Raw genomic sequence first — 23,085 nt, 5'->3', positions numbered from 1 at the left:
CCCTGCGGGTGTCACGCGGCAAGGCGGGACAGGTCGGCCACGCGGTTCATGGCGTCGTGCAGTGTCTTGAGCAGGCCCTGGCGGTTCAGGCGCAGGTCGAGCTGCTCGGCGTTGACCATCACGTCGTCAAAGAAGGCATCCACGGGCGCGCGCAGCACGGCCAGGGTTTGCAGGCTGCCGGTGTAGTCGCCCGCCAGGAACTGCGCGTTGGCCTCGGGCACGAAGCGCTGCAGCGCAACGTACAAATCCTTCTCGGCCTGCTCCTGCAGCAGCTCCGGGTTCACGTGCGCATCGACTTCGCCCGCCTTCTTGAGGATGTTGGTCACGCGCTTGTTGGCGGCGGCCAGGGCCGGGGCCTCGGGCAGCGCGGCGAAGGCACGTACCGCGGCCAGCTGTTTGGGAACCAGCGCCAGACGCTGCGGGCGCAGGGCGAGCACGGCATCAACCTCCTGGGCGCTGTAGCCCTGCTCGCGCAGGCTGCCGGCGAGGCGGTCGTAGATGAAGTCGGCGAGCTGCGCCGTGGCGTCCTCGATCTTGCCGCCGAAAGCCGGCGTGGCAGCGGCCAGCAGGGCCGAGAGGTCCAGCGGCAGGTCACGCTCGGCCAGCATGCGGATCACGCCCAGGGCATGGCGGCGCAGCGCAAACGGGTCGCGGTCGCCCGTGGGCAGGTTGCCGATGCCGAACATGCCCACCAGCGTTTCCAGCTTGTCGGCCAGCGCCACCACCAGACCGACGTTGTTGCGCGGCAGAGCGTCGCCCGCGAAGCGCGGCTTGTAGTGGTCCTCGATGGCGTGGGCCACGTCGTCGGGCAGCCCGTCGTTGACGGCGTAGTAGCCGCCCATGATGCCTTGCAGCTCGGGGAACTCGCCCACCATGTCGGTGACCAGGTCGGTCTTGGCCAGCAGCGCGGCGTTGTCCACGCAGGTCATCAGGTAGTCCTGCACCACCTCGGCGTCCTGCGTGCCGTCGATGCGGTGCTGCGCGGCGAGCGCCTCGAACAGCTGCGCGCCAATGGCCTTGGCGATGGCGCGCACGCGCTCCACGCGCTCGCCCTGGGTGCCGAGCTGGTTGTGGTACACGACCTTGGCGAGCTGCTCCACGCGGCTGACCAGGGTCTTCTTGCGGTCCTGGTCGAAGAAGAACTTGGCGTCGGCCAGGCGCGGGCGCACCACGCGTTCGTTGCCCTGGATGACGGCGCTCGGGTCCTGCGGGCTGATGTTGCTCACCACCAGGAACTGGTGCGTGAGCTTGCCTTCGGCGTCGAGCAGCGGGAAGTACTTCTGGTTGGCCTTCATGGTGAGGATCAGGCACTCCTGCGGCACGGCGAGGAATTCCTGCTCGAACTGGCACACCAGCACGTTGGGGCGCTCGACCAGGGCCGTCACTTCATCGAGCAGCGCGGCGTCCTCGATCGGTCGCACGCCACCGCCGACTTTGTCAGCGGCCGCCTGGAGCTGGCGCACGATCTCGGCACGGCGCTCGGCGAAGCTGGCAATCACGGCGCCCTCGTCGCGCAGCTGCGCGGCGTAGCTGTCGGCATCGCGCAGCGCCACGGGGGACGCGGCGGCCTCAAAACGGTGGCCCTGCGTGGCGCGGCCGGACTGCAAACCCAGCACGGCCACCGGCACCACGCTGGCGCCGTGCAGCGCCACCAGGCCATGGGCCGGGCGCACGAAGTTCACACTACTCCAACCGTCCTGCAGCTGGTAGCGCATGACCTTGGGAATGGGCAGCTTGGCCACGGCCTCGTCCAGCGCTTTCTGCAGGCCCTCGGCCAGCAACGCGCCCTTGGCCGTGCTCTCGAAGTACAGCACCTCGGCCTTGCCGTCGTGCACGCGCTTGAGCGCGGCGGCGGCAGAGGCGTCAGCCCCCAGGGCGGTGAGCTTTTTCAGCAACGCGGGCGTGGGCTGGCCATCTGCGCCCAGGCCCACGGACACGGGCATGAGCTTTTGCGATACCGCTTTGTCGGCCGCCTGGGGCAGCACGGCCGTGATGTGCGCGGCCAGGCGGCGCGGCGAGGCATAGGCGGTGCACTGGGAAGCGCCAGTCGCCAGCCCCTGGGCCGTGAGTTGCTCCAGCAGCACCTGGGCAAAGGCGTCGCCCAGCTTCTGCAAGGCCTTCGGGGGCAGCTCCTCGACGAACAGTTCTACGAGCAGGTTGGATGGTGCGGTCATGGTGTTCTCTTTCCTGCTCAGGCAGCCTTCTTGTTCTGTTGTTCCGCCGCTTTGGCCAGCTCGGCCAGCACTTCGTCGGCGTGCGCCTTCGGCGCCATGGGGAAACCCAGACGCGCGCGGCTGTCCAGGTAGGCCTTGGCCACAGCGCGCGCCAGGTTGCGGATGCGGCCGATGTAGGCCGCACGCTCCGTCACCGAAATGGCGCCGCGTGCATCAAGCAGGTTGAAGGTGTGCGCAGCCTTGAGCACCTGTTCATACGCAGGCAGCGCGAGCTGCTCGGCCATCAGGTGCTGCGCCTGCTTCTCATGCGCGCCGAAGGCGGTGAAAAGGAACTCGGCGTCGGAATGCTCGAAGTTGTAGGTGGACTGCTCGACCTCGTTCTGGTGGTACACGTCGCCGTAGGTCAGACCGTCGGTCCAGGTCAGGTTGTAGACGTTGTCCACGCCCTGCAGGTACATGGCCAGGCGCTCCAGGCCGTAGGTGATTTCGCCCGTGGCGGGCTTGCAGTCGATACCGCCGACCTGCTGGAAGTAGGTGAACTGCGTCACCTCCATGCCGTTGAGCCACACCTCCCAGCCCAGGCCCCAGGCGCCCAGCGTGGGGTTCTCCCAGTCGTCCTCAACGAAGCGGATATCGTTCTTCTTCAGATCGAACCCCAGGGCTTCGAGCGAACCCAGGTACAGCTCCAGGATGTTGGCCGGCGCGGGCTTGAGCACCACCTGGTACTGGTAGTAGTGCTGCAGGCGGTTGGGGTTCTCGCCGTAGCGGCCGTCCTTGGGGCGGCGGCTGGGCTGCACGTAGGCAGCCTTCCAGGGCTCGGGCCCCAGGGCGCGCAGGAAGGTGGCGGTGTGCGAGGTGCCCGCCCCGACCTCCATGTCGTAGGGCTGCAACAGGGCACAGCCCTGGTCGGCCCAGTAGGACTGCAGTCGAAGAATGATTTGTTGAAATGTGAGCATGGCAGAGGGTTCGAGGGGGGCGGGCGGCGGTGCGCGCGCGAATCCGGCATTTTAGGGCGCCATTGAAAAGCGAACGGGGGCCAGAGGCCCCCGCTGTGTTGGCTGGCTGCCGCTCAGGCGCCCTGCCAGCGCCGCAGGACCAGGCTGGCGTTGGTGCCACCAAAGCCAAAGCTGTTAGACAGTACGTGGGTGAGTTGCGCATCGCGCGTCTGCGTCACCAGCGGCATGCCACCGAGCAAGGGATCGGGCGTCTCCACGTTGGCCGAACCGGCAATGAAGCCCTTGTTCAGCATGATGAGACAGTAAATCGCCTCCTGCACGCCCGTGGCGCCCAGCGAGTGGCCGGTCAGCGACTTGGTGCTGGAGAACGGCGGCACGGCGTCGCCGAACACTGCCTGCATGGCGCGCACTTCCTGCATGTCGCCCACGGGCGTGGAGGTGCCATGGGTGTTGATGTAGTCGATAGGCGCATCCAGGCCCTCCATGGCCTGCTTCATGCAAGCAATGGCGCCATCACCCGAAGGCGCGACCATGTCCTCGCCGTCACTGGTGGCACCAAAGCCCACGACCTCGGCCAGGATGGTGGCGCCGCGCGCCTGGGCGTGCTCCAGACTTTCCAGCACCACGGCCCCGCCACCGCCGGCGATGACGAAGCCATCGCGGTTCGCGTCGTAGGCGCGCGAGGCTTTCTCGGGCGTGGCGTTGTACTTGCTCGACATGGCGCCCATGCCGTCGAACAGCAGCGACATGCCCCAGGACAGCTCCTCGCCGCCGCCGGCGAACATCACGTCCTGCATGCCCCAGGCGATCTGCTGCGCCGCCGCGCCAATGCAGTGCGCCGAGGTAGAGCAGGCGGACGTGATGGAATAGTTGATGCCCTTGACCTTGAAGTTGGTCGCCAGGCAGGCCGACACGGTGGAACTCATGCAGCGCGTGACCTGGTACGGCCCGACGCGGCGGATGCCCTTTTCGCGCAGCGTGTCCGCCGCCTCGATCTGGTTGGCTGGCGAGCCGCCGCCCGAACCCATGATCAGGCCGGTGCGCGGGTTGCTGACCTGCTCTGGCGTCAGCCCAGCCTGGGCAATGGCGTCCTCCAGTGCAATCTGTGCGTAGGCCGCCGCGTCGCCCATGAAGCGCAGCTGCTTGCGGTCGATGCGCGCCTCAATGTCGATCTCGGGCGCGCCACCGACCTGGCTGCGCAGCCCCAACTCGGCGAATTTCTCCACCGCCTTGATGCCGCTGCGGCTCTCGCGCAGCGCCGCCTCGACGGTCGCCAGATCGTTGCCAATGCAGGACACGATGCCTGCACCCGTGATGACTACGCGCTTCTTGGTCATGCCGCTTCCTTAGCCGGGTCGCCCTCGCGCAGGAACAGGCCCACGCGCAAGTCGTTGGCGACGTAGATTTCCTTGCCATCGGCCAGCAGGCGCGCATCGCCGATGGCCATGTTGAGTTTGCGCTTGATGACGCGCTTGATATCAATCTCGTAGGTCACGAGCTTGACGTCCGGGCCCACCTCGCCCGTGAATTTGACCTCACCAGCACCCAAAGCACGGCCACGGCCTGGCAGGCGCAGCCAGGTGAGATAGAAGCCGATGAGCTGCCACATGGCGTCCAGCCCCAGGCAGCCCGGCATGACCGGATCGCCCTGGAAATGGCAAGCGAAGAACCACAGATCGGGCTTGACGTCGAGTTCGGCCACGATCCTTCCGAGCCCATGCGCACCGCCATCGCTGTCGATGTGCGTGATGCGGTCGAACATCAGCATGGGGGGCAGCGGCAGGCGCCCGCTGTCCGGGGTGAACAACCGGCCCTCGCCCGAAGCGATCAGTTGTTCGTAGGAAAAGGATTCAGCCATTGTCAGTTGTGCTCCGAAGGGGCGGCCGCGCCGCCGCGATACCAATACCAAAAACCGGATAGTGTGCCGCAGGAACCGCGGCACGGCGCCAGGACGCAAGTCCCTATTATCGAAGCAAGACGTGGCGCACACGCCACAAAATCCCCCGAATGCGCTCGGCGCTGCGATGGATCAACGGCGGCGGCGTCGCCAAGCCAGCGCCACCACGGCCAATCCCAGCCCCCACAACGGTGCCAGGCCAGCGCGTGCCACCCAGACGGCGAAGGGCGTCAGACCCGTGCGCCCCTGCACCTCGCCCAGCAGCACGCCCCGGGTGTGGGCAGGCAGCCGCTGCGTGACCTGGCCACGGTGGTCAATGAGGGCCGTGGCCCCGGTGTTGGTGGCGCGCACCATGGGGCGCTCGAATTCCAGCGCGCGCATGCGGCTGATGGCCAGATGCTGGTCAATGGCGATGCTGTCGCCAAACCAGCCAATATTGCTCAGGTTGACGAACATGGTCGGCGCCTGCTGCGGATCGGCAAAACGCGCCCCCAGTTCCTCGCCGAACAAATCCTCGTAGCAGATGTTGGGCGCGATGCGCTCCCCCGCCCACGCCATGGGAGCCTGCCCGAGGCCGCCCCGGCGGAAGTCGCCCAGGGGAATGTCCATCATTTCGGTGAACCACTTGAACAGCGGCGGGATGAACTCGCCGAAGGGCACCAGGTGGTGCTTGTCGTACCGGTAGGGCTCAATGGCGCCGGGCACCCAGCCCAGCACAGAATTGGTGTAGCCCTGCGTGAAACTGCCCAGCGGAATGCCCACCAGGGCGGCCTGGGTGCCATCCAGGGCACTGTAGCGCGAGCGCAACTGTTCCAGGTAGCCCGGCTCCAGCTGCTGCGGCAGCAGCGGAATGGCGGTCTCGGGTGCAACCACGAGCTGGGCCTGCGCGGCGCGCAGCTCCTGCCCATACCAGCGCAGCGCCAGGGGCACGCCCGAGCCGGGCTGAAACTTCTCATCCTGCGGAATGTTGCCCTGCAGCAGCGCCACGCCCAGGGGGGGCGATGCGGGCTCCTGCGCCAGGGCGCGCTCCCGCACGTCCGCCGCCCCCCAGAGCACCAGCGCCAGCGCGCCCACACTGAGCCAAGCGCGCGCGCGCAGCACATCGGCTGGCCGCACCTGGGCCAGCGCCATGGCCAGCGCCGCCGCCAAGGCACCCACGCCATACACGCCGACCCAGCGCGCCAGCGCGGCCAGCGGCCCGTCGGTGTGTGCGTAGCCCCCCGCGCCCCAGGGAAAGCCGGTCCACAGCACGCCCCGCGCCAATTCGGCCAGCAGCCAAAGTGCTGCAAAGACAATAGCTTGCAGCGCTCGCCCCTTGGGCCTTAGAGCCCAAAAACACCACGAAGCAATGGCGTAGTACGCGCCAAGGAACGCCGCCAGCCCCAGCACCGCCAGCGCTGCCAGCGGCGCCGCCAGTCCGCCGTAGGTGTGCATGGAAATGAACAGCCACCAGAACGTGCCCACCAGCCAGGCCGTGGCAAAGAGCCAGCCGCGCAGCGCCGCCGCCAGCGCCCCTGGCGCACGGCGCAGCAGCCAGGCAAAGCCCGCCAGCGACACGATCTGAAGCCACCACAGCGGCTGCCCCGATCCCGGCCAGGCCAGCGACAGCGCCTGCGCGCCACCCGCCACGACCAGGGCGACCGCAGGGGCTGCGGCGCCACTGGCCGCGCCGCGCCGCATCAGCGCGCGCGGTCCGCGGCTTCGCCAGCGGGCACGGGCGCCACCTTGAACCAACGCACCGCACCGCCCTTGGTGTGCAGCACGACGAAGCGCAGCCCTGCCAGGTCGGTCTGCTCGCCGCGCTTGGGCACATGGCCGATCTCGTGGGCGATCAGGCCACCGATGGTGTCGAATTCTTCTTCGGGGTCGCTGCTGCGGATGCTGACGTCGAACGCCTCGGCCACGCGCTCCACCGGCGTATCGCCCGACACGCGGTAGGTGTGGTCGGCCAGGCCGAAGATGTCGCCCTCGTCCTCTGCGATATCGAATTCATCCTCAATCTCGCCCACGATTTGCTCGATCACGTCCTCGATGGTGATGAGCCCGGCGACGCGGCCGAACTCGTCGATGACAATGGCCTGGTGGTTGCGCGTGCCGCGAAACTCGCGCAGCAGGTCGTTCAGGCCCTTGCTCTCGGGCACGAACACGGCGGGACGCAGCAGCGTGCGGAGACTGAGATCGGGCGAGCGCTGCAGCTTGAGCAGATCCTTGGCCATCAGCGTGCCAATGATGTTCTCGCGCTCGCCCTGGTACACCGGAAAGCGCGAGTGCGCGGTGCTGATCGCCAGGTGCAGGATTTCCTCCAGCGGGGCGTCGATGTTGACAATGTCCATGCGCGGAGCCGCCACCATCACGTCACCGGCGGTCATGTCGGCCATGCGGATCACGCGCTCCAGCATGACGCGCGAGTCAGCGCCGATGATTTCGTTGTTCTCGGCTTCGGCCAGGGTCTCGATGAGCTCGGCGCGTGAATCGGGACCGGGATGGATGAACTCGGCAACCTTCTGGAAAAACGAGCGTTTGTCTTCCTTTTCAGGCGTTCGCGCAGGAGAGGGGTCAGACACAGTCTCGGCGTGCAGGACATGCTGTAGTGGAACAAGCCGCCAAGGATAGCGGATTGCCATGACAGCGCGGCGGCGGCCCGCCGCCGCGGGTTACTCAGCAGCCTTGTGGCGGCCTTCACGCACGCCCTGGCGGATTTCCTGCAACTGCGCCAGAAAGTCCCAGAACTGCTTGGCCTGCTTCTTGAGCGAGTAGTCCATCTCGGCGAACTGCTGCTCAACGATCTGCGCCATGCGCGAATCCAGGTTGGGCGGCGGCAGCTGCAAGTAGGCCTCGGATTCGCTGCCGTCGCGCTCCACCGTGGCGCCGGCGTTGCGCGCGATCTTCAGCATGGCGGTGTTTTCCGACAGCGCATGGATGAACAGCATGCTCACCCCCTGGTTGCGCGCATGCATAACGGCACGGTCGAACAAACGCGCGCCGTAACCACGCCCGCGCGCCCGGCTAAGCACCGAGACGCCGAACTCCGCGCAATGCTGGTGGCCCGGCTGGTCGGCGTACGCGACATGGGCCATGGCCACCAGTTCCAGGCGGCGGTTGAAGATGCCGAAGATTTCGTCGCGCTCGAAGTCGAGCTGCTGCGCATAGCGGCGCACCTGGTCGTCATTGGCGGCATAGCCGAAGCGCAGATAGCGGTCAGACGGCTCAAGCGCCAGCAGATGGTCTTCGATGCGCTGGCGATGGTGTGCGCCCAGCGAACGGATGGGCACCATCAGGGGCACGAACGAAGCGTGCTCCTGGTGCGCGCGGCCGTCTTTGGTCAGCGGCTGCATCCAGTGGCGTCCTGCGTCGTAAGAGGCTTTGATCCAGTCTTTGGTAGCGATCATCATGGGCGTGACTATAGGGTTTTCCCCTAGAGTCATCCAGCTAATTGTTGCAACGCAACAAAAAACGTAAGGCCATTCACGGTGCGGCACCGCCGTGGTGGAGCGAAGCTGCAGCGTTGCCCAGCCCAGGGCTCGCCACCAGAGGGTTTACACGGGGATGGCCGTGGTCGTCTTGACCCGGTCGAGCACGAAGCTGGTCTTGCAATCCTGCACGCTGGGGTGTTTGAGCAGCGTGTCCATGATGAAGCGGCTGTAATGCGCCATGTCCGCCACGACCACGCGCAGCAGGTAGTCCATCTCGCCCGTCAGGGCCGCGCACTCAACCACTTCGGGCCAGGTCTGCACGCTGGCTCGGAACAGGTCCATGGGGTTGCGCTTGTGGCTCTCGGTGTGTTTTTCCAGCCGCACGTTGAGGTAGGCCGTCAGCCCCAGCCCCACGGCCTCAGGCGGCACCAGGGCCACATAGCGGGCGATGACGCCGTCCTCTTCGAGCCGCCGCACCCGCCGCAGCACGGCGCTGGGCGAGAGGCCCACCTGCGCCCCGATGACGTCGTAGGTCTCGCGTCCGTTGTCCTGCAGGCATCGCAGGATGGCGCGATCCAGTTTGTCCAGTGCGGTCATCGGCCGACTCTAGCGCAACCAAGACGGCGCCGTTGCGCACCGGGTAAATCCCAGGACTGGGGCGCAGTCGTTGGCCCAAGAATGATTCCCCGAAAAACGCACGGTCGTTCGTTTTTCAAAAATAACCACCAGGAGACATTCATGACCGCTTTGCTATGCCGCGCGCTGCGCGGCTTCATCGCTGCCTGCGCCGCGCTGGCTCTTTGGCAGGCCGCGCACGCGGGCACCGCAACACAGACGCGCTACCCCATCGTGCTGGTGCACGGCCTGTTCGGCTTCGACTCGGCGCTGGGTGTCGACTACTTTTACGGCATTCCCGATGCGCTGCGCCGCGACGGCGCGAAGGTCTACGTGGCCCAGGTATCGGCCGCCAACAGTACCGAAGTGCGCGGCGAACAACTGCTGGCGCAAGTGAAGACCATCCTGGCGTTGTCCGGGGCGGCCAAGGTGAACCTGATCGGCCATTCGCACGGCGGCCCTACGGCCCGCTACGTCGCGGGCGTGGCGCCCCAGCTCGTGGCCTCGGTAACCTCGGTGGGCGGCGTCAACCGGGGCTCGCGCGTGGCCGACATCATGCGCGGGGTCGCCCCTGCAGGCAGCGTGAGCGAGGCCGCGGCCAACACCGCCGCCAAGGCGCTGGTCAGCCTCATCAACGTCGCTTCGGGTGGCACCAGCCTGCCGCAGATGCCCACGGCGGCGCTCGACTCCCTGACCACCGCAGGCGCGGCCCGTTTCAACCAGCGCTTTGGCGCCGGCGTGCCCAGCAGCGGCTGCGGCAGCGGGGCGGAACTGGTGAACGGCGTGCGCTACTACTCGTGGACCGGCACACGCACCGCCACCAACCTGCTCGACCTGAGCGACGCGCCGCTGGCACTGCTGGGGCTGGTGTTCGGGGAGGCCAACGACGGGCTGGTCTCGGCCTGCTCCTCGCGCTTGGGCAAGAGCCTGGGCGACTACTCGCAAAACCACCTGGACGAGGTCAACCAGCTGCTGGGCCTGCGTGACTGGTTTGCCACCGACCCGGTAACGCTGTACCGCGAGCACGCCACGCGCCTCAAAGGCCTGGGGCTGTGACACACCGGGCCTGGGCATGGGCCGGCGTCGGCATGCTGGCCGGCGCCGGGGCCCTGTGGTGGTGGCTGGCGGACAGCAGCCCAGTCCAGGCACCGCCCGGCACCATGCCTGCGACGCTGCCCCGGGCGGCTGGCTCGGGGCCCGTGGCCGCCACAGTTGGCGCGGGCGAGTCCAGCCCGCAGGCCCTGCTAACCCCTGGCCTGCGCGACGCCCTGGAGGCGCTGCTGCACGCCGCGGGCCCCACCAGCGACCCGCAAGCCCTCAAGGAAACGCTGGCCGCACTGGTGGCCCAGCACTTTCCACCCGCGCTTGCGCACAGCGCCCTGGCGCTGGCCCGCCGCTACGTGGACTACCGCGTGGCGCTGGGCCAGCTCAAGCCCCCGTCCGACCCGCTGGACCCCGACGCCCTGCGCGCTGCCATGGCGCAGTTGCGCACGCTGCAGTTGCAACACTTCAGCGCCGAGGAGTACGACGCGCTGTTCGGCGCACAGCTGCAACTGGACCAGTACACGCTGGCCCGCATGGACATTGAGCGTCAACCCCACCTATCGACAGCGCAGCGGCAGCAGGCCCTGGCCGAGGCCGAGGCCCTGCTCCCGCCCACGGCGCGCGCGGACCGCGCTGCCGCCATTGCCCACATGGATGCGGCGCGGCAAACCGCCGCTTTCGATGCACAGGGCATCGACGACGCCACGCGCCTGGCGCAGCGCAGCGCCCTGTATGGCACCGAAGCCGCCGAACGTATGGCACGGCTCGACCACGAGGAGCGCGACTGGCACGCACGCCTGGAGCAATACCGGCAGGCGCAAGCCCAGGGCCTGGACGACGGCGGTCTGCAGCAGCTGCGCGGCAAGCTGTTCACCCCGCAAGAGCAGCTGCGCATCGACGCGGCGCTGGCCCTGCGGGCGCAGCAGGGCCAGGCGGCGCGATAAAACACACGCCACGGAAAGCGAATCGCACTGACATTCCGCAAGATTCCTGCAAAACATTGCGCATCTGCGGCACATTTCGCGCAAATGCTGATCTCCGTCATCCTTACAGTGGGCGGCAGAACCCAAACCACACGGAGACACCATGAACGCCGCCCTGCCCGCCGCCGCCACGCACGCCACCGCCGCCTGGGACAACCCCATGGGCACCGACGGCTTCGAGTTCATCGAGTACGCGGCCCCCGACCCCCAGGCCATGGGCCAGGCGTTCGAGCGCATGGGCTTCAAGGCCGTAGCGCGGCACCGCCACAAGAACGTGCTGCTGTACCGCCAGGGCGAGATCAACTTCATCATCAATGCCGAGCCCGACTCGTTCGCCCAGCGCTTCGCGCGCCTGCACGGGCCGAGCGTGTGCGCCATCGCCTTGCGCGTACACGACGCCAAGGCCGCCTACGAGCGCGCACTGAACCTCGGCGCCTGGGGCTATGCCGGCCAGGCCGGCCCGGGCGAGCTGAACATTCCCGCCATCAAGGGCATTGGCGACAGCCTGATCTACCTGGTGGACCGCTGGCGCGGCAAGAACGGCGCACAGCCTGGGGACATCGGCAACATTGGCTTCTTCGATGTGGACTTCGTGCCGCTGCCGGGCATCGGCACCGAGGACATGCTCGCGCCCCGGGGCCACGGACTGACCTATATCGACCACCTCACGCACAACGTGCACCGCGGCCGCATGGCCGAGTGGGCCGACTTCTACGAGCGCCTGTTCAATTTCCGCGAGGTCCGCTATTTCGACATCGAAGGCCAGGTCACGGGCGTCAAGAGCAAAGCCATGACCAGCCCCTGCGGCAAGATCCGCATCCCCATCAACGAGGAGGGCAAGGACAAGCCCGGCCAAATCCAGGAGTACCTGGACATGTACAAGGGCGAGGGCATCCAGCACATCGCCCTGGGCTCGAACGACCTCTACGCCACGGTGGACGGCCTGAAGGCCAGCGGCGTGCGCCTGCTCGACACCATCGACACCTACTACGAGCTGATCGACAAGCGCATCCCCGGCCATGGCGAGGACGTGCAGGCGCTGCACCAGCGCAAGATCCTGATCGACGGCAAGCAGGGCGCCATCCTGCTGCAGATCTTCAGCGAGAACCAGCTCGGGCCCATCTTCTTCGAGTTCATCCAGCGCAAGGGCGACGACGGCTTCGGCAACGGCAATTTCAAGGCCCTGTTCGAGAGCATCGAGCTCGACCAGATGCGCCGCGGCGTGCTCTGAGCCTGGGAGCCCAGCCATGGCAGTCAACCCCGCCGTCTATGGCGCCAGCACAAGGCCGCCGCGCGGCGACTACGGCCGCGCGGCCGACGACTACACCTGCACGCAGGATTACGCCGCTTACACCGCACAAGACCACGCCCTCTACCACCGGCTGTACGAACGCCAGTCGGCCCAGCTGCCCGGTCTGGCCAGCCAGCACTTCATCGACGCGCTGCCGCTGCTCGGTGCCAAAGAACGCATCCCGCGCCTGGAGGAAGTCAGCGAGCGCCTGTACCGCGCCACGCGCTGGCAGCTCGTGGCCGTGCCCGGCCTGATCCCCGAAGCCCCGTTCTTCACCCTGCTGGCGAACCGCAAGTTCCCGGTGACGGACTGGATCCGCACGCCGGCGGAGTTCGACTACATCGTGGAGCCCGACATCTTCCACGACCTGTTCGGCCATGTGCCGCTGCTGTTCAACCCGGTGTTCGCCGACTATGTGCAGCGCTACGGCCAGGGCGGCCTCAAGGCGCACCAGCTCGGCGCCTGCGAGATGCTCGCGCGCCTGTACTGGTACACCATCGAGTTCGGGCTGATCCGCGAGCACGGCGCGCTGCGCGCCTACGGCGCCGGCATCCTCAGCTCGGCGGGCGAATTGGCCTACGCCGTGCGCAGCCCCGAACCGCAGCGCCTGCCGCTGCAAATCGAGCGCACCATGCGCACGCGCTACAAGATCGACAGCTACCAACAGACCTACTTCGTGACCGAGAGCTTCGAGCAGCTGTTCGCGCTCACCGCGCCCGACTTCACGCCGCTCTACGCCTGCCTGCGCAAACTGCCGGAATTCGCCGCCGATGCGCATTGAAGCGCCATAGGCGCCTCATACGGGTTTGCATTCAACCGTATAACTAGGCGGGAAGCCGCAGACAGTGCTGTAGCACGGCAAGGCGACCCAACGACGTTAGACGGTTGAAGGCAAATCCGTATCAGTCGCGTGCGATATCGGCCAGGCAGGCCTGCACCACTGCGGGCGCTTCAACCATCTGCAAATGGGCCACGCCCGCAATGAAGCGGTTGTCAGCCCCTGGCAGCGCCGCCGTGCTGGCGGGAAAGACGATGTTGTCGCAGTTGGAGTACCAGCAGGTGAACAGCGCACGCCGCTGCGCCGGCTCGGCCTGCGCAAGCTGGCGCAGCCAGTCGCTGTCCAGGCGCATTTGCTGGCCATTGCAGGCCTGGCTCCAGCGCGCCGCCCAGGTGCCCCCATGGGGTGTTCCCAGGGTGATGACGCGGTGCACGCGCGCATCGGCACCCGGCACGGCGCGTAGCCAGGCACGCGCGGCCAGCCCCCCCATGCTGTGGCACAGCAGCACCGGAGCGCGCCCCGTGGCGGCCGTGACGCGGCGCACGGCGTCGTCGATCTGCGCTGCATACCCGTCGATGGAGCCCAGCACCGGCTCCAGCGTCACCGCCACATGGGCATGGCCGCGCGCGCGCAGCCGGCGCATCCAGGGGTTCCAGATCCCCCGGTTGCACATGAAGCCATGCACCAGCACCACGCCCCGGCCCGGCGCGCCCCCAGCCGGCGGGGCCGGTAGCCAGTCCGGACAGGCCGCGTGGCGGAACGGCTGGCGCCAACCGAACAACAGCGTCGCCACGCCCGCCTCGGCCCACCAGGCACGCAAACACTGCCAGCGGCCCGCGCGCGGCGCGGGGTCGCCGCGGTTGATATGCCACATCAGCGCGAACTGCAGCCCCAGCCATGCCAGGCTCCACAGCGCCAGCGCGGCCAGCCCCGCCAGTGCCACAGCGGGCGAGTGGGGCCACTGCCAGGCCAGCCAGGCGGCTGCGGCGCACAGGAGCGTGAGCGAGAGGGCTTGCTGCCAGCGGGCGTTCATAGTAGGGAGAACTCTCTTTTTGATAGCTGCCCGCGCTTGCTGCATGGGCCATAGAAGGCAATTTGTCTTATATTTCTCTGCACCGTGCCAATCCGGCCAAAAATACCATGGACGCTGCCCAAACCATCCGCCACTGCATCGCCGAGGTAACGGCCCTGCGCCAGCAGCGCACCGACACGCCCGCCTGGGGCGCGGCGGTACACGCCGTCAAGGCGCTGCAATCGGCGCGCTTTCGCGGCACCTATGCGGACCTGCTGGCCTGCACGCTGTACGCGCCGGCGGCGCGCTTCTTCCTGGCCGAGCTGTACGGCAGCGCCGACTACCAGGCGCGCGACGCGCAGTTCGGGCGCATCGCCGGGACGCTGCAGACGCTGTTCCCCCGCCCGGTGGTAGACATGGCCGTGGCGCTGGCGCAGTTGCATGCGCAGACCGAGCAGCTCGACCATGCCATGGGCGCCGCCTGGAACGACCTGCCCGGCGACCCCGCTGCGCGCTACGTGGCCGCCTGGCGCCAGGTCGGCCAGCCGCAGGCGCGCCAGGCGCAGCTCGCCAGCGTGCTGGCCATGGGGCAGGACCTGGCGCGGCTGACCGCCAAGCCCGGCCTGCGCACCATGCTGCGCATGATGCGCGGCCCGGCCCAGGCCGCCGGGCTGAGCGAGTTGCAGCGCTTTCTGGAGGCTGGCTTCGACACCTTCGGCACCCTGGCGCGCACGCGCGGCGCGGTGGCGCACTTTCTCGACACCATCGCCCAGCGCGAGGGCGCCCTGCTGGCGCAGCTGTTCGACGCCACGCCTGTCACCTGCGAGACCGCCTTGCGCCAGACCCTAGGACAAGCCCGATAGCCCTGGCCTGGGGCCGCACCCACAATGCCTGCCAACGTCCCTGGCGCATTTCGAGGTTCTTGCATGGAAAAAACCTGGCTCAAAAGCTACCCCCCCGGCGTACCGCACGATATCGACCCCGACCAGTACCGCTCGGTGCCGCACCTGCTGGAGGAATCGTTCCGCCAGCATGCCGCCAGCCCCTTCTCGGTCTGCATGGACCGCTGGATGACCTACGGGGAGCTAGACCGCCACAGTGCCGCCCTGGGCGCGTGGCTGCAGAGCCTGGGCCTGGCGCCGGACGCGCGCGTGGCCATCATGCTGCCCAACGTGCCGCAGTTCGGCGTGACCATGGCCGGCGTGCTGCGCGCGGGCTTCACCTGCGTGAACGTGAACCCGCTGTACACGGCGCGCGAGCTGGAGCACCAGCTCAAGGACTCGGGCGCCACCGCCATCGTGATCCTGGAGAACTTCGCCCACACCCTGGCCGAAGTCATCGAGCACACGCCCATCCAGCATGTCTGCATCGCCTCCCTGGGCGACATGCTGGGCGCCTGGTATGGCCGCTGGATCACCTTCGCCGTGCGCCACCTGGCGAAGATGGTGCCGCCGTACGCCCTGCCGCTGACCGGCGGCCGCCAGGTCACGCCCTTCAAGAAGGCCCTGGCGCTGGGCCGCGCGCGCAGGCTCCAGCCGAGCCAGGCCACCCACGACTCCATTGCCTTCCTGCAGTACACCGGCGGCACCACCGGTCTGTCCAAGGGGGCCGTGCTGACGCACCGCAACATCATCGCCGCCACGTTGCAGGCCGAGGCGTGGTTCACCCCCGCGCTGGCCAAGATCGGCGACCTGAGCAAGGCCAACAGCATCGCGGCGCTGCCGCTGTACCACATCTTCGCGCTCACGCTGTGCCTGCTGGCCATCCGCCAGGGATCGAGCCTGACGCTGATTCCCAACCCGCGCGACATCCCGAAATTCGTCGACGTGCTGAAAAAGCGCCCCTTCCACATGCTGCCCGCAGTGAACACGCTGTTCAACGCGCTGCTGCAGAACGCGCAGTTCCGCAAGCTCGATTTTTCGCACCTGTGCGTCTCGCAGGCCGGCGGCATGGCCGCCTCCGAGGGCACGGCGCGCCAATGGCAACAGGTCACCGGCAGCACCATGATCGAGGGCTGGGGCATGAGCGAGACCTGCGCCATCGGCACCAACAACCCGGTGAGCAACACCAGCTTCACGGGCACCATCGGCCTGCCGCTGCCGGGCATCGAGATCGCCATCAAGGACGACGCGGGTGCCAGCCTGCCCACGGGCCAGAGCGGCGAGATCTGCATCAAGGGCCCCAATGTCATGCGCGGCTACTACAACCAGCCCGAAGAGACGGAAAAAGCCTTCACGGCCGACGGCTTCATGCGCACCGGCGACATCGGCATCATGGACGAGGCCGGCTACACGCGCATCATCGACCGCAAGAAGGACATGATCATCGTTTCGGGCTTCAACGTCTTCCCGAACGAGCTGGAGCAGGTCATCTCGCTGTGCCCCGGGGTGCTGGAGTGCGCGGCCGTGGGCGTGGCGGACGAGAAGTCGGGCGAGGCCATCAAGATCTTCGTCATCAAGAGCGACGCCTCGCTGACCGAGGATGCACTGGTGCGCTACTGCCACGACAACCTGACCGGCTACAAGCGGCCCAAGTACATAGAATTCCGCGAGGAGCTACCCAAGACCAACGTCGGCAAAATCCTGCGGCGCGAGCTGCGCAGCTGACCCTTCCGCGCGGCGTCCGCGGGCCGGGGCCGCGCCGGTTTCATGGGCCGTGGGCGCCGCGCCGCGCCACGAACCACCGCGATTACTATTTTTTTGATAGCTGATGACGCTCTCCCCGCATGGGCTACCGCCTGAAATCACCGTACTGGAGCGCGGCTGGCTGTCCGCCAACAACATCCTCTTCATCGGCCGGCACGACAGCGCTCTGGTAGACACCGGCTACCACAGCCATGCGGAACAGACCGTGGCGCTGGTGGCCGCCTGCCTGGGCGGGCGGCCGCTGGACCGCGTGCTCAACACCCACCTGCACAGCGACCACTGCGGCGGCAACGCCGCGCTGCAGGCGGCGTGGCCCGGCGTGCACACCGCCATCCCGCCGGGCCAGGCACCCCACGTGCGTGCCTGGGACGCCTACGCGCTGAGCTACACCCCCACTGGCCAGCACTGCCCGCCATTCCGCGCCGAAGCGCTGCTGGAGCCGGGCTCCTGCGTGCTGCTGGGCGACAAGCCCTGGCAGGTGCACGCCGCGCCGGGGCACGACCCGCACTCGGTGGTGCTGTTCGAGCCGCAGGCGCGCATCCTGCTGTCCGCCGACGCGCTGTGGGAGAACGGCTTTGGCGTGGTCTTCCCCGAGCTGGAGGGCGAGCAAGCCTTCGCCGACGTGGCGGCCACGCTCGACCTGATCGAGCGGCTCGCGCCGCGCACCGTGATCCCCGGCCACGGCCCGGTGTTCCACGACGCGCCGCGCGCGCTCGCCGGCGCGCGCCAGCGGCTGGAGGGCTTCGTGCGCAACCCCACCAAGCACGCGCTGTACGCCGCCAAGGTGCTGCTCAAGTACAAGCTGCTCGAATGGCAGCAGATCGCCCGTGCCGACCTGCGCGCCTGGGCCACGGCTACGCCCTATTTCGGCACCCTGCATGCCCGCCATTTCAGCGACCAGGCGCTCACCGACTGGCTCGACGCGCTGGCACAGGATCTGGTGCGCTCAGGTGCCGCCACCCGCGAAGGCGACATGCTGCGCAACGCCTGACCTCCGCAGGCCTCGCTTCGCGCCACCGCGCGCAAAACACCATCGAGGCCGTTGATGGCGCCTGCTGCATCTTTTTGTGCGTCAGTGCCATGGCGTCGCATACCCATGCCAACGCGCCCTCCCCGGTCAACGTATTGACCGTCATTTCCTGCCCCAAGGGTCTCATGCCTGGCGCCACCCCAGCCTGGCTCAGGGGCGTGTGAACGGCCCGAGACAACGCGCCCCTGCGAAGCAACCAAAGCCCAGGCAACGCCCTTCGATGCGGCATGCACTGAGCGGGCCTGCTTTCATCCCCCTAAATGTCGCCTTGAAAAATATAGCTAATGAGAACCAGTTTCGTTTGTATTAAGATACACCGCCCTGTATCCCTGGTTTTCATTGCACTCCAACCTTCAGCACCTTCACACCATGAACCCTGCTTGCACGAAGAAGCCCAAGAGCCTGCGCCTGGTCAACGGCATGGCCGCCGCCGGGCTGTCCTCCGCCGTCCTGCTGCCCCTGGGCGCCATGGCCCAGAGCGCCACGCCCGTCACCACCCTGCCCACCGTTACGGTGCAGGAGCAGGCCATCGACCCGAACCCGAACGCCGAAGTCGGCGCGCCCTACAAGGCCAAAACCTCGGCCGACGCGCGCCATACCCGCCCGCTGGCGGAAACGCCGCAAACCATCTCGGTGGTGACCAAGGCGGCCATCGATGATTCGGGCCTGACCGATCTGAAGCAGATCCTGGCGGCACAGCCCGGCATCACCCTGGGCACGGGCGAAAACGGCAATGCCTTCGGCGACCGCTACATCATCCGTGGCCAGGAAGCGCGCTCCGACGTGTTCGTGGACGGCCTGCGCGACACCGGCATGACCACGCGCGAGAGCTTCGCCATCGAGCAGATCGAAATCACCAAGGGCCCCAGCTCCAGCTTCGCGGGCCGCGGCTCGGCGGGCGGCGCGATCAATGCCGTCACCAAGCAGGCCACGCTGGACTATGACTTCACGCGCGTTTCCGCCGGCATTGGCACCGACGGCCACCACCGCGTGACCATGGACGCGAACAAGGGCTTCGGCGAGAGCTTCGCGCTGCGCGCCAACGCGCTGCATGCGGGCGAGGACGTGCCCGAGCGCAGCCCCTCCGCGCGCAGCCGCAAGGGCCTGGCGCTGTCGGGCCTGTGGGAAGTGAACAAGGACCTGTCGGTCACGCTGGACTACTACGGCCTGCGCGCCAAGGACACGCGCCCTGACCTGGGCGCCTACCTCGTCGGCACGCCGCCCAACCGTATCCCGGCCAAGGGTGTGCCCGTGTACGCGCAGGACAACGACTTCGTGCAGTCCGACGTGGACACGGTCTCGGCGCGCATTGCCTACCGCCTGGCGCCCAACCTCAAGTTCACCAGCCTGACGCGCTACGGCACCTCCGACAACGGCTACGCCACCACCGGCGCCTCGTTCAACGCCACCGCGCAGCGCGGTGCCATCGACGGCGGCCACACCGGCTGGCAGGACGTGAAGTACTTCGCCCACCAGGACAACCTGCGCTGGGATGCGCAGCTCGGCGGCCTCAAGCACGAGTTCATCTTCGGCTTCGAGTACACCGACCACCGCGTCAAGTCGGGCAACTACAAGGTCACCACCAACGGCAAGCCCAACTGCATCACCAACGCCACAGCCACCGCCAACAACGGCTTCTGCATCACCGACGCCAACGGCGTGCCGCTGCCCAACCTGGGCGGCCTGTCGGGCCGCACCTACGACCGCAACGCCATGGGCCGCGACTGGCATGTGAAGGCGCTGGCGCTGTCGATCATGGACACCGTGGACCTGACCGACAAATGGACCGTGTTCGGCGGCCTGCGCGCCGACCGCACCGACCTGAGCCTGTCCACCTACAACGCCGCCACCGGCGCGCAGACCGCCGACTACGGCTACAAGGACACGCTGCTCAACGGCCACCTGGGCGTGAGCTACAAGATCAACCCCATGGGCATGGTCTACGCCAGCTACAGCAGCGCGCAGGACATCAACGGCGGCGAGTCCGACGTGGGCACCAGCGCCGGCTACGGCGGCCTGGTCGTGGACACCAAGGGCAACGCCAACGCCAAGCCCGAGCTGTCGCAGAACTTCGAGATCGGCACCAAATGGAACCTGCTGGACGACAAGCTGCTGTTCACCGCCGCCGCCTTCCGCACCACCAAGAAGGACGTGATGGAAGCCGCGCCCAGCGGCACCGGCTATGACTCCGCCGGCATGTTCAACACCGGCAAGAACCGCGTGCAGGGCATCGAATTCGGCCTGGCGGGCAACGTGACACGCGCGCTGCAAGTGCAGGCAGGCGTGGCCTTCATGAAGTCCAAGGTGCTGGATTCGGTGAATGCAGCCAACGTCGGCAACCCGCTGTCCAACTTCGCCGACCGCGCCGTCACCATCCAGGGCAAGTACCAGTTCACGCGCGACTTCGGCCTGGGCGCTGTGGCCCGCTACGAGAGCGGCAAGTGCGGCGGCCAGCCCGACACCGGCGCGGGCTACAACGCCCAAGGCTACTGCGCACAGCCCGTACCCAGCTACAGCGTGTACGACCTGTTTGCCACCTACCGCATCAACAAGACGGCCGACCTGCGCCTGAACGTGCTGAACGTGACCAACAAGGACTACTACACCGCCGTGTACCGCTCAGGCGCCTTCCTCTACAAGGGTGACGCCCGCGCCGTGCGCCTGACGCTGAACCTTGACCTGTAAAAAAATGGCCTCCAGCGCTTACCTGGTAAGCGCTGGCAGCTATTATTTTTGATGAATCCAGCCGACCGCATCCCCCCCGGTATCCACAACGCCATCGACTACGAGTTGCTGGCGCCCCAGGCCATGGACGCGAGCCACCACGCCTACGTGGCGGGTGGCTGCGGCTGGGACACCACCGTGGCCGCCAACCGCGCCGCCTTCGGCCACTGGGCGCCGCTGCCGCGCCTGCTGCGCGACGTGCGCCAAGGCCACACGCAACTCACCCTGGGCGGCCTCGCGCTGCCCCACCCTTTTCTGCTGGCCCCCGTGGCCTACCAGCGCCTGGCCCACGCCGGGGCCGAAGCCGCCACCGCGCGCGCGGCCCAGGCCACCGGCACCTGCATGGTGGCGAGCACGCTGTCGTCGTGCACGCTCGAAGCCATCGCCTGCGCCGCCGGCCCGGCGCGCTGGTTCCAGCTCTACCTGCAGCCCGAGCGCGCCCATTCGCGCGACCTGCTGCGCCGCGCCGAGCAGGCAGGCTACCGCGCCATCGTGCTGACACTGGACGCCAGCATCCAGCTGGCCAGCCGCAGCGCGCTGCAGGCCGGGTTCAGCATGCCCGCCGACTGCGTGGCCGCCAACCTCACCGGCTACCCGCCGCTGCCCGCGCAGCCGCTGGCAGACGGGGCGAGCCGCATTTTCCAGGGCGCCATGCGCCACGCCCCCACCTGGGACGACCTGCACTGGCTGCTGCAGGAAAGCCGCCTGCCCGTCTGGGTCAAGGGCGTGCTGCACCCGGGCGACGCCACCGCACTGCGCGCCGCAGGCGTGGCCGGCGTCATCGTCTCCAACCACGGTGGGCGCAGCCTGGACGGCGCGCCCGCCAGCCTGGCGCGGCTGCCCGCTGTGCGCGCCGCCGTCGGCCCCGGCTACCCCGTGCTGCTCGATGGCGGCGTGCGCAGCGGCCAGGACGCCTTCAAGGCGCTGGCCCTGGGCGCCGACGCCGTGCTCATCGGCCGCCTGCAGGTCTATGCACTGGCCGTAGCCGGGGCGCTCGGCGTGGCCCACATGCTGACCCTGCTGACCGAGGAGCTGCACGCCTGCATGGCGCAGGCCGGCTGCGCGCGGCTGGCCGACATCACGCCCGAGGCACTGCTCCCCCTTTCCACGACTCCAGAGTGACTTGCGAGAAACCGCCATGCTGATCTCCATCGACCAGGTTCTGACCAAGGACGAAGTCCGCCAATTCCGCCAGGAGCTGGACGCCAGCGACTGGAACGACGGCGCCGCCACCGCCGGCACGCTGGCCAAGAGCGTCAAACGCAACCAGCAGGTGGCCGACGGCAGCGCGCTCGCCGTGCGCCTGGGCCAGCACATCCTGCGCCGCCTGGCGGCCACACCGCTGTTCATCTCGGCCGCGCTGCCGCGCACCATCTACCCGCCGAAGTTCAACCGCTATGCCGACGGCGGCACCTACGGCGCGCACGTGGACAGCGCGCTCATGTTCCTGCCCGGCAGCAGCCAGCAGATGCGCACCGACCTCTCGGCCACGCTGTTCCTGGCCGAGCCCGAGGAGTACGACGGCGGCGAGCTGGAGGTGGAAGGCCCGTTCGGCGTGCAGGCCGTCAAGCTCGGCGCGGGCGACATGGTGCTGTACCCCTCAACCAGCCTGCACCGCGTCACGCCAGTGACGCGCGGGGCGCGCGTGGCCTCGTTCTTCTGGATCGAAAGCCTGGTGCAGGACGAAGGCGAGCGCACGCTGCTGTTCGACCTGGACCAGTCGATCCAGCAAATGACGCCGCTGGTCGCACCCGACGACATGCGGCTGCTGCAACTCACCGGCGTGTATCACAACCTCCTGCGCCGCTGGGCCAAGCCATGAACGCCCCCCTGCGCAGCGGCCCGCGCCTGGGCGCGCCCGTTTCACGCACTGCGCGCAGTGCGTGCTCCCCTGCATCACAGAAAGAAAACACCCCCATGACACCCTGGACCCTCCGCATCGCCGCCCTCGCCCTGGCCACCAGCGCGGGCACCGCTTTCGCCCACGGCAACGTGGAGTGCAAGCCCCACCCCAAATCAGAATGGCGCCCGCACACCGAGCTGGAGAAGAAGCTCACCGAGGAAGGCTGGAAGGTGCGCCGCATGGAGCGCACCGACACCTGCTACGAGGTCTACGCCAAGACCCCGGACGGCAAGCGCGTCGAGGCCTTCTTCGACCCCAAGACCTTTGAGCGCGTGGAGGAATGAGACACCCCCCTGAGTAACCGTCTTCAAAGTCAAGCACGATGAAGCGACGGGTCCCAAGGTTTGCCGGTTCTGACCATTGCGTTGAGCGTGGTCAGCAGCTTGCGCATGCATGCCACCAAGGCGACCTTGGGCAGTTTGCCCGCAGCCCTCAAACGCTCGTAGAACGCCCGGATGACCGGGTTGTAGCGCGCTGCAGTCAGCGTGGCCATGTACAGCACACGCCGTATCTCAAAGCGCCCACCCTGCACCCTGCGTCGCCCCTTCCTGTTACCCGAGTCATTGGCCACGGGCGCCACGCCCGCCAGGGCGGCGATCTCGCGGCGGTTGAGTCTGCCC

General features: G+C 67.9%; 21 protein-coding genes. 11 read left to right on the top strand and 10 right to left on the bottom strand.

Going from position 1 to position 23,085, the window contains the following annotated elements; genetic code table 11:
* Positions 1-11: 11 nt before the first annotated feature.
* The 8 genes from glyS to BN2503_RS08770 all read right to left on the bottom strand — a co-directional run bounded on the left by glyS (position 12) and on the right by BN2503_RS08770 (position 9,037).
* Positions 12-2,174 (bottom strand): glycine--tRNA ligase subunit beta, encoded by a 2,163-nt coding sequence (gene glyS / locus BN2503_RS08805; protein ID WP_054256282.1) that lies wholly within the window; start codon positions 2,172-2,174, stop codon positions 12-14.
* A gap of 17 nt (positions 2,175-2,191) precedes the next feature.
* Positions 2,192-3,130, bottom strand: a complete 939-nt coding sequence (gene glyQ, locus BN2503_RS08800) for a glycine--tRNA ligase subunit alpha (RefSeq protein ID WP_054256281.1) — start codon at positions 3,128-3,130, stop codon at positions 2,192-2,194.
* 113 nt (positions 3,131-3,243) lie between these two features.
* Positions 3,244-4,467: a beta-ketoacyl-ACP synthase I gene (fabB, locus tag BN2503_RS08795; protein WP_054256280.1), complete on the bottom strand. Its 1,224-nt coding sequence runs from the start codon at positions 4,465-4,467 to the stop codon at positions 3,244-3,246.
* A complete protein-coding gene (gene fabA / locus BN2503_RS08790; RefSeq protein WP_054256279.1) occupies positions 4,464-4,988 on the bottom strand; it encodes a bifunctional 3-hydroxydecanoyl-ACP dehydratase/trans-2-decenoyl-ACP isomerase in 525 nt (174 codons plus the stop codon). The genes fabB and fabA overlap by 4 nt, the downstream gene beginning before the upstream one ends.
* Before the next feature lie 171 nt (positions 4,989-5,159).
* Positions 5,160-6,707, bottom strand: coding sequence for an apolipoprotein N-acyltransferase (lnt, locus tag BN2503_RS08785; protein WP_054256278.1), 1,548 nt, complete (start codon positions 6,705-6,707; stop codon positions 5,160-5,162).
* Positions 6,707-7,591, bottom strand: a complete 885-nt coding sequence (locus BN2503_RS08780; RefSeq protein ID WP_054256277.1) for a CorC family transporter — start codon at positions 7,589-7,591, stop codon at positions 6,707-6,709. Before BN2503_RS08780 ends, lnt begins: the two co-directional genes overlap by 1 nt.
* A 90-nt stretch (positions 7,592-7,681) precedes the next feature.
* Positions 7,682-8,416, bottom strand: a complete 735-nt coding sequence (locus BN2503_RS08775) for a GNAT family N-acetyltransferase (RefSeq protein WP_054256329.1) — start codon at positions 8,414-8,416, stop codon at positions 7,682-7,684.
* 147 nt (positions 8,417-8,563) lie between these two features.
* Positions 8,564-9,037 carry an Lrp/AsnC family transcriptional regulator gene (locus tag BN2503_RS08770; RefSeq protein ID WP_054256276.1) on the bottom strand — a complete coding sequence of 158 codons (474 nt, stop codon included), beginning with the start codon at positions 9,035-9,037 and terminating at the stop codon, positions 8,564-8,566.
* Between the two features lie 141 nt (positions 9,038-9,178).
* Here BN2503_RS08770 and BN2503_RS08765 point away from each other — a divergent pair, with 141 nt between their 5' ends.
* The 4 genes from BN2503_RS08765 to phhA all read left to right on the top strand — a co-directional run bounded on the left by BN2503_RS08765 (position 9,179) and on the right by phhA (position 13,154).
* Positions 9,179-10,111, top strand: coding sequence for an esterase/lipase family protein (locus tag BN2503_RS08765; RefSeq protein ID WP_054256275.1), 933 nt, complete (start codon positions 9,179-9,181; stop codon positions 10,109-10,111).
* Positions 10,108-11,043 (top strand): lipase secretion chaperone, encoded by a 936-nt coding sequence (locus BN2503_RS08760; protein WP_233495035.1) that lies wholly within the window; start codon positions 10,108-10,110, stop codon positions 11,041-11,043. Before BN2503_RS08765 ends, BN2503_RS08760 begins: the two co-directional genes overlap by 4 nt.
* Before the next feature lie 142 nt (positions 11,044-11,185).
* The gene (gene hppD, locus BN2503_RS08755; RefSeq protein ID WP_054256274.1) at positions 11,186-12,313 is read left to right on the top strand and encodes a 4-hydroxyphenylpyruvate dioxygenase; all 1,128 of its coding nucleotides are present in this window, start codon (positions 11,186-11,188) and stop codon (positions 12,311-12,313) included.
* A gap of 16 nt (positions 12,314-12,329) precedes the next feature.
* Positions 12,330-13,154 (top strand): phenylalanine 4-monooxygenase, encoded by an 825-nt coding sequence (phhA, locus tag BN2503_RS08750; RefSeq protein WP_054256273.1) that lies wholly within the window; start codon positions 12,330-12,332, stop codon positions 13,152-13,154.
* A 121-nt stretch (positions 13,155-13,275) separates the two neighbouring features.
* Here phhA and BN2503_RS08745 read toward each other — a convergent pair whose 3' ends face one another.
* Positions 13,276-14,184: an esterase/lipase family protein gene (locus tag BN2503_RS08745; protein ID WP_054256272.1), complete on the bottom strand. Its 909-nt coding sequence runs from the start codon at positions 14,182-14,184 to the stop codon at positions 13,276-13,278.
* Positions 14,185-14,291: 107 nt separating this feature from the next.
* Here BN2503_RS08745 and BN2503_RS08740 point away from each other — a divergent pair, with 107 nt between their 5' ends.
* From BN2503_RS08740 to BN2503_RS08710, 7 genes are all read left to right on the top strand, one after another.
* Positions 14,292-15,026, top strand: a complete 735-nt coding sequence (locus tag BN2503_RS08740; RefSeq protein ID WP_054256271.1) for an FFLEELY motif protein — start codon at positions 14,292-14,294, stop codon at positions 15,024-15,026.
* A gap of 63 nt (positions 15,027-15,089) precedes the next feature.
* The gene (locus tag BN2503_RS08735) at positions 15,090-16,769 is read left to right on the top strand and encodes an AMP-binding protein (RefSeq protein WP_054256270.1); all 1,680 of its coding nucleotides are present in this window, start codon (positions 15,090-15,092) and stop codon (positions 16,767-16,769) included.
* Between the two features lie 103 nt (positions 16,770-16,872).
* The gene (locus BN2503_RS08730) at positions 16,873-17,799 is read left to right on the top strand and encodes an MBL fold metallo-hydrolase (protein ID WP_054256269.1); all 927 of its coding nucleotides are present in this window, start codon (positions 16,873-16,875) and stop codon (positions 17,797-17,799) included.
* Positions 17,800-18,207: 408 nt separating this feature from the next.
* Complete coding sequence (locus tag BN2503_RS08725) at positions 18,208-20,523, top strand: TonB-dependent receptor (protein WP_054256268.1); 2,316 nt, start codon at positions 18,208-18,210, stop codon at positions 20,521-20,523.
* 51 nt (positions 20,524-20,574) lie between these two features.
* Entirely contained in the window at positions 20,575-21,684 is a 1,110-nt protein-coding gene (locus BN2503_RS08720; protein WP_054256267.1) for an alpha-hydroxy acid oxidase, read from the top strand.
* A 16-nt stretch (positions 21,685-21,700) separates the two neighbouring features.
* On the top strand, positions 21,701-22,384 hold the full coding sequence (locus tag BN2503_RS08715) for a Fe2+-dependent dioxygenase (RefSeq protein ID WP_054256266.1): 684 nt from the start codon (positions 21,701-21,703) through the stop codon (positions 22,382-22,384).
* 95 nt (positions 22,385-22,479) lie between these two features.
* The gene (locus BN2503_RS08710; RefSeq protein WP_054256327.1) at positions 22,480-22,749 is read left to right on the top strand and encodes a PepSY domain-containing protein; all 270 of its coding nucleotides are present in this window, start codon (positions 22,480-22,482) and stop codon (positions 22,747-22,749) included.
* 29 nt (positions 22,750-22,778) lie between these two features.
* Here the strand turns inward: BN2503_RS08710 and BN2503_RS08705 are convergent.
* Positions 22,779-23,085, bottom strand: a 307-nt coding sequence (locus BN2503_RS08705) for a transposase (RefSeq protein WP_148639740.1), incomplete at its 5' end; no start/stop codon positions are given.

The organism is Paenacidovorax caeni (assembly GCF_001298675.1).
GTDB classification, from domain to species: domain Bacteria; phylum Pseudomonadota; class Gammaproteobacteria; order Burkholderiales; family Burkholderiaceae_C; genus Paenacidovorax; species Paenacidovorax caeni.
The sequence above is the reverse complement of the archived record's forward strand: the minus strand, read 5'-3'. Positions and strand labels throughout refer to the sequence as shown.

What these genes read in the sequence shown, in the direction of transcription:
- fabB (WP_054256280.1), bottom strand. Translation starts at nt 4,467, where the DNA reads ATGACCAAGAAGCGCGTAGTCATCACGGGTGCAGGCATCGTGTCCTGC.
- BN2503_RS08775 (WP_054256329.1), bottom strand. Translation starts at nt 8,416, where the DNA reads ATGATCGCTACCAAAGACTGGATCAAAGCCTCTTACGACGCAGGACGC.
- BN2503_RS08715 (WP_054256266.1), top strand. Translation starts at nt 21,701, where the DNA reads ATGCTGATCTCCATCGACCAGGTTCTGACCAAGGACGAAGTCCGCCAA.
- hppD (WP_054256274.1), top strand. Translation starts at nt 11,186, where the DNA reads ATGAACGCCGCCCTGCCCGCCGCCGCCACGCACGCCACCGCCGCCTGG.
- BN2503_RS08765 (WP_054256275.1), top strand. Translation starts at nt 9,179, where the DNA reads ATGACCGCTTTGCTATGCCGCGCGCTGCGCGGCTTCATCGCTGCCTGC.
- glyS (WP_054256282.1), bottom strand. Translation starts at nt 2,174, where the DNA reads ATGACCGCACCATCCAACCTGCTCGTAGAACTGTTCGTCGAGGAGCTG.
- glyQ (WP_054256281.1), bottom strand. Translation starts at nt 3,130, where the DNA reads ATGCTCACATTTCAACAAATCATTCTTCGACTGCAGTCCTACTGGGCC.
- BN2503_RS08710 (WP_054256327.1), top strand. Translation starts at nt 22,480, where the DNA reads ATGACACCCTGGACCCTCCGCATCGCCGCCCTCGCCCTGGCCACCAGC.
- BN2503_RS08735 (WP_054256270.1), top strand. Translation starts at nt 15,090, where the DNA reads ATGGAAAAAACCTGGCTCAAAAGCTACCCCCCCGGCGTACCGCACGAT.
- BN2503_RS08770 (WP_054256276.1), bottom strand. Translation starts at nt 9,037, where the DNA reads ATGACCGCACTGGACAAACTGGATCGCGCCATCCTGCGATGCCTGCAG.
- BN2503_RS08740 (WP_054256271.1), top strand. Translation starts at nt 14,292, where the DNA reads ATGGACGCTGCCCAAACCATCCGCCACTGCATCGCCGAGGTAACGGCC.
- lnt (WP_054256278.1), bottom strand. Translation starts at nt 6,707, where the DNA reads ATGCGGCGCGGCGCGGCCAGTGGCGCCGCAGCCCCTGCGGTCGCCCTG.
- BN2503_RS08720 (WP_054256267.1), top strand. Translation starts at nt 20,575, where the DNA reads ATGAATCCAGCCGACCGCATCCCCCCCGGTATCCACAACGCCATCGAC.
- fabA (WP_054256279.1), bottom strand. Translation starts at nt 4,988, where the DNA reads ATGGCTGAATCCTTTTCCTACGAACAACTGATCGCTTCGGGCGAGGGC.
- BN2503_RS08730 (WP_054256269.1), top strand. Translation starts at nt 16,873, where the DNA reads ATGACGCTCTCCCCGCATGGGCTACCGCCTGAAATCACCGTACTGGAG.
- phhA (WP_054256273.1), top strand. Translation starts at nt 12,330, where the DNA reads ATGGCAGTCAACCCCGCCGTCTATGGCGCCAGCACAAGGCCGCCGCGC.
- BN2503_RS08725 (WP_054256268.1), top strand. Translation starts at nt 18,208, where the DNA reads ATGAACCCTGCTTGCACGAAGAAGCCCAAGAGCCTGCGCCTGGTCAAC.
- BN2503_RS08745 (WP_054256272.1), bottom strand. Translation starts at nt 14,184, where the DNA reads ATGAACGCCCGCTGGCAGCAAGCCCTCTCGCTCACGCTCCTGTGCGCC.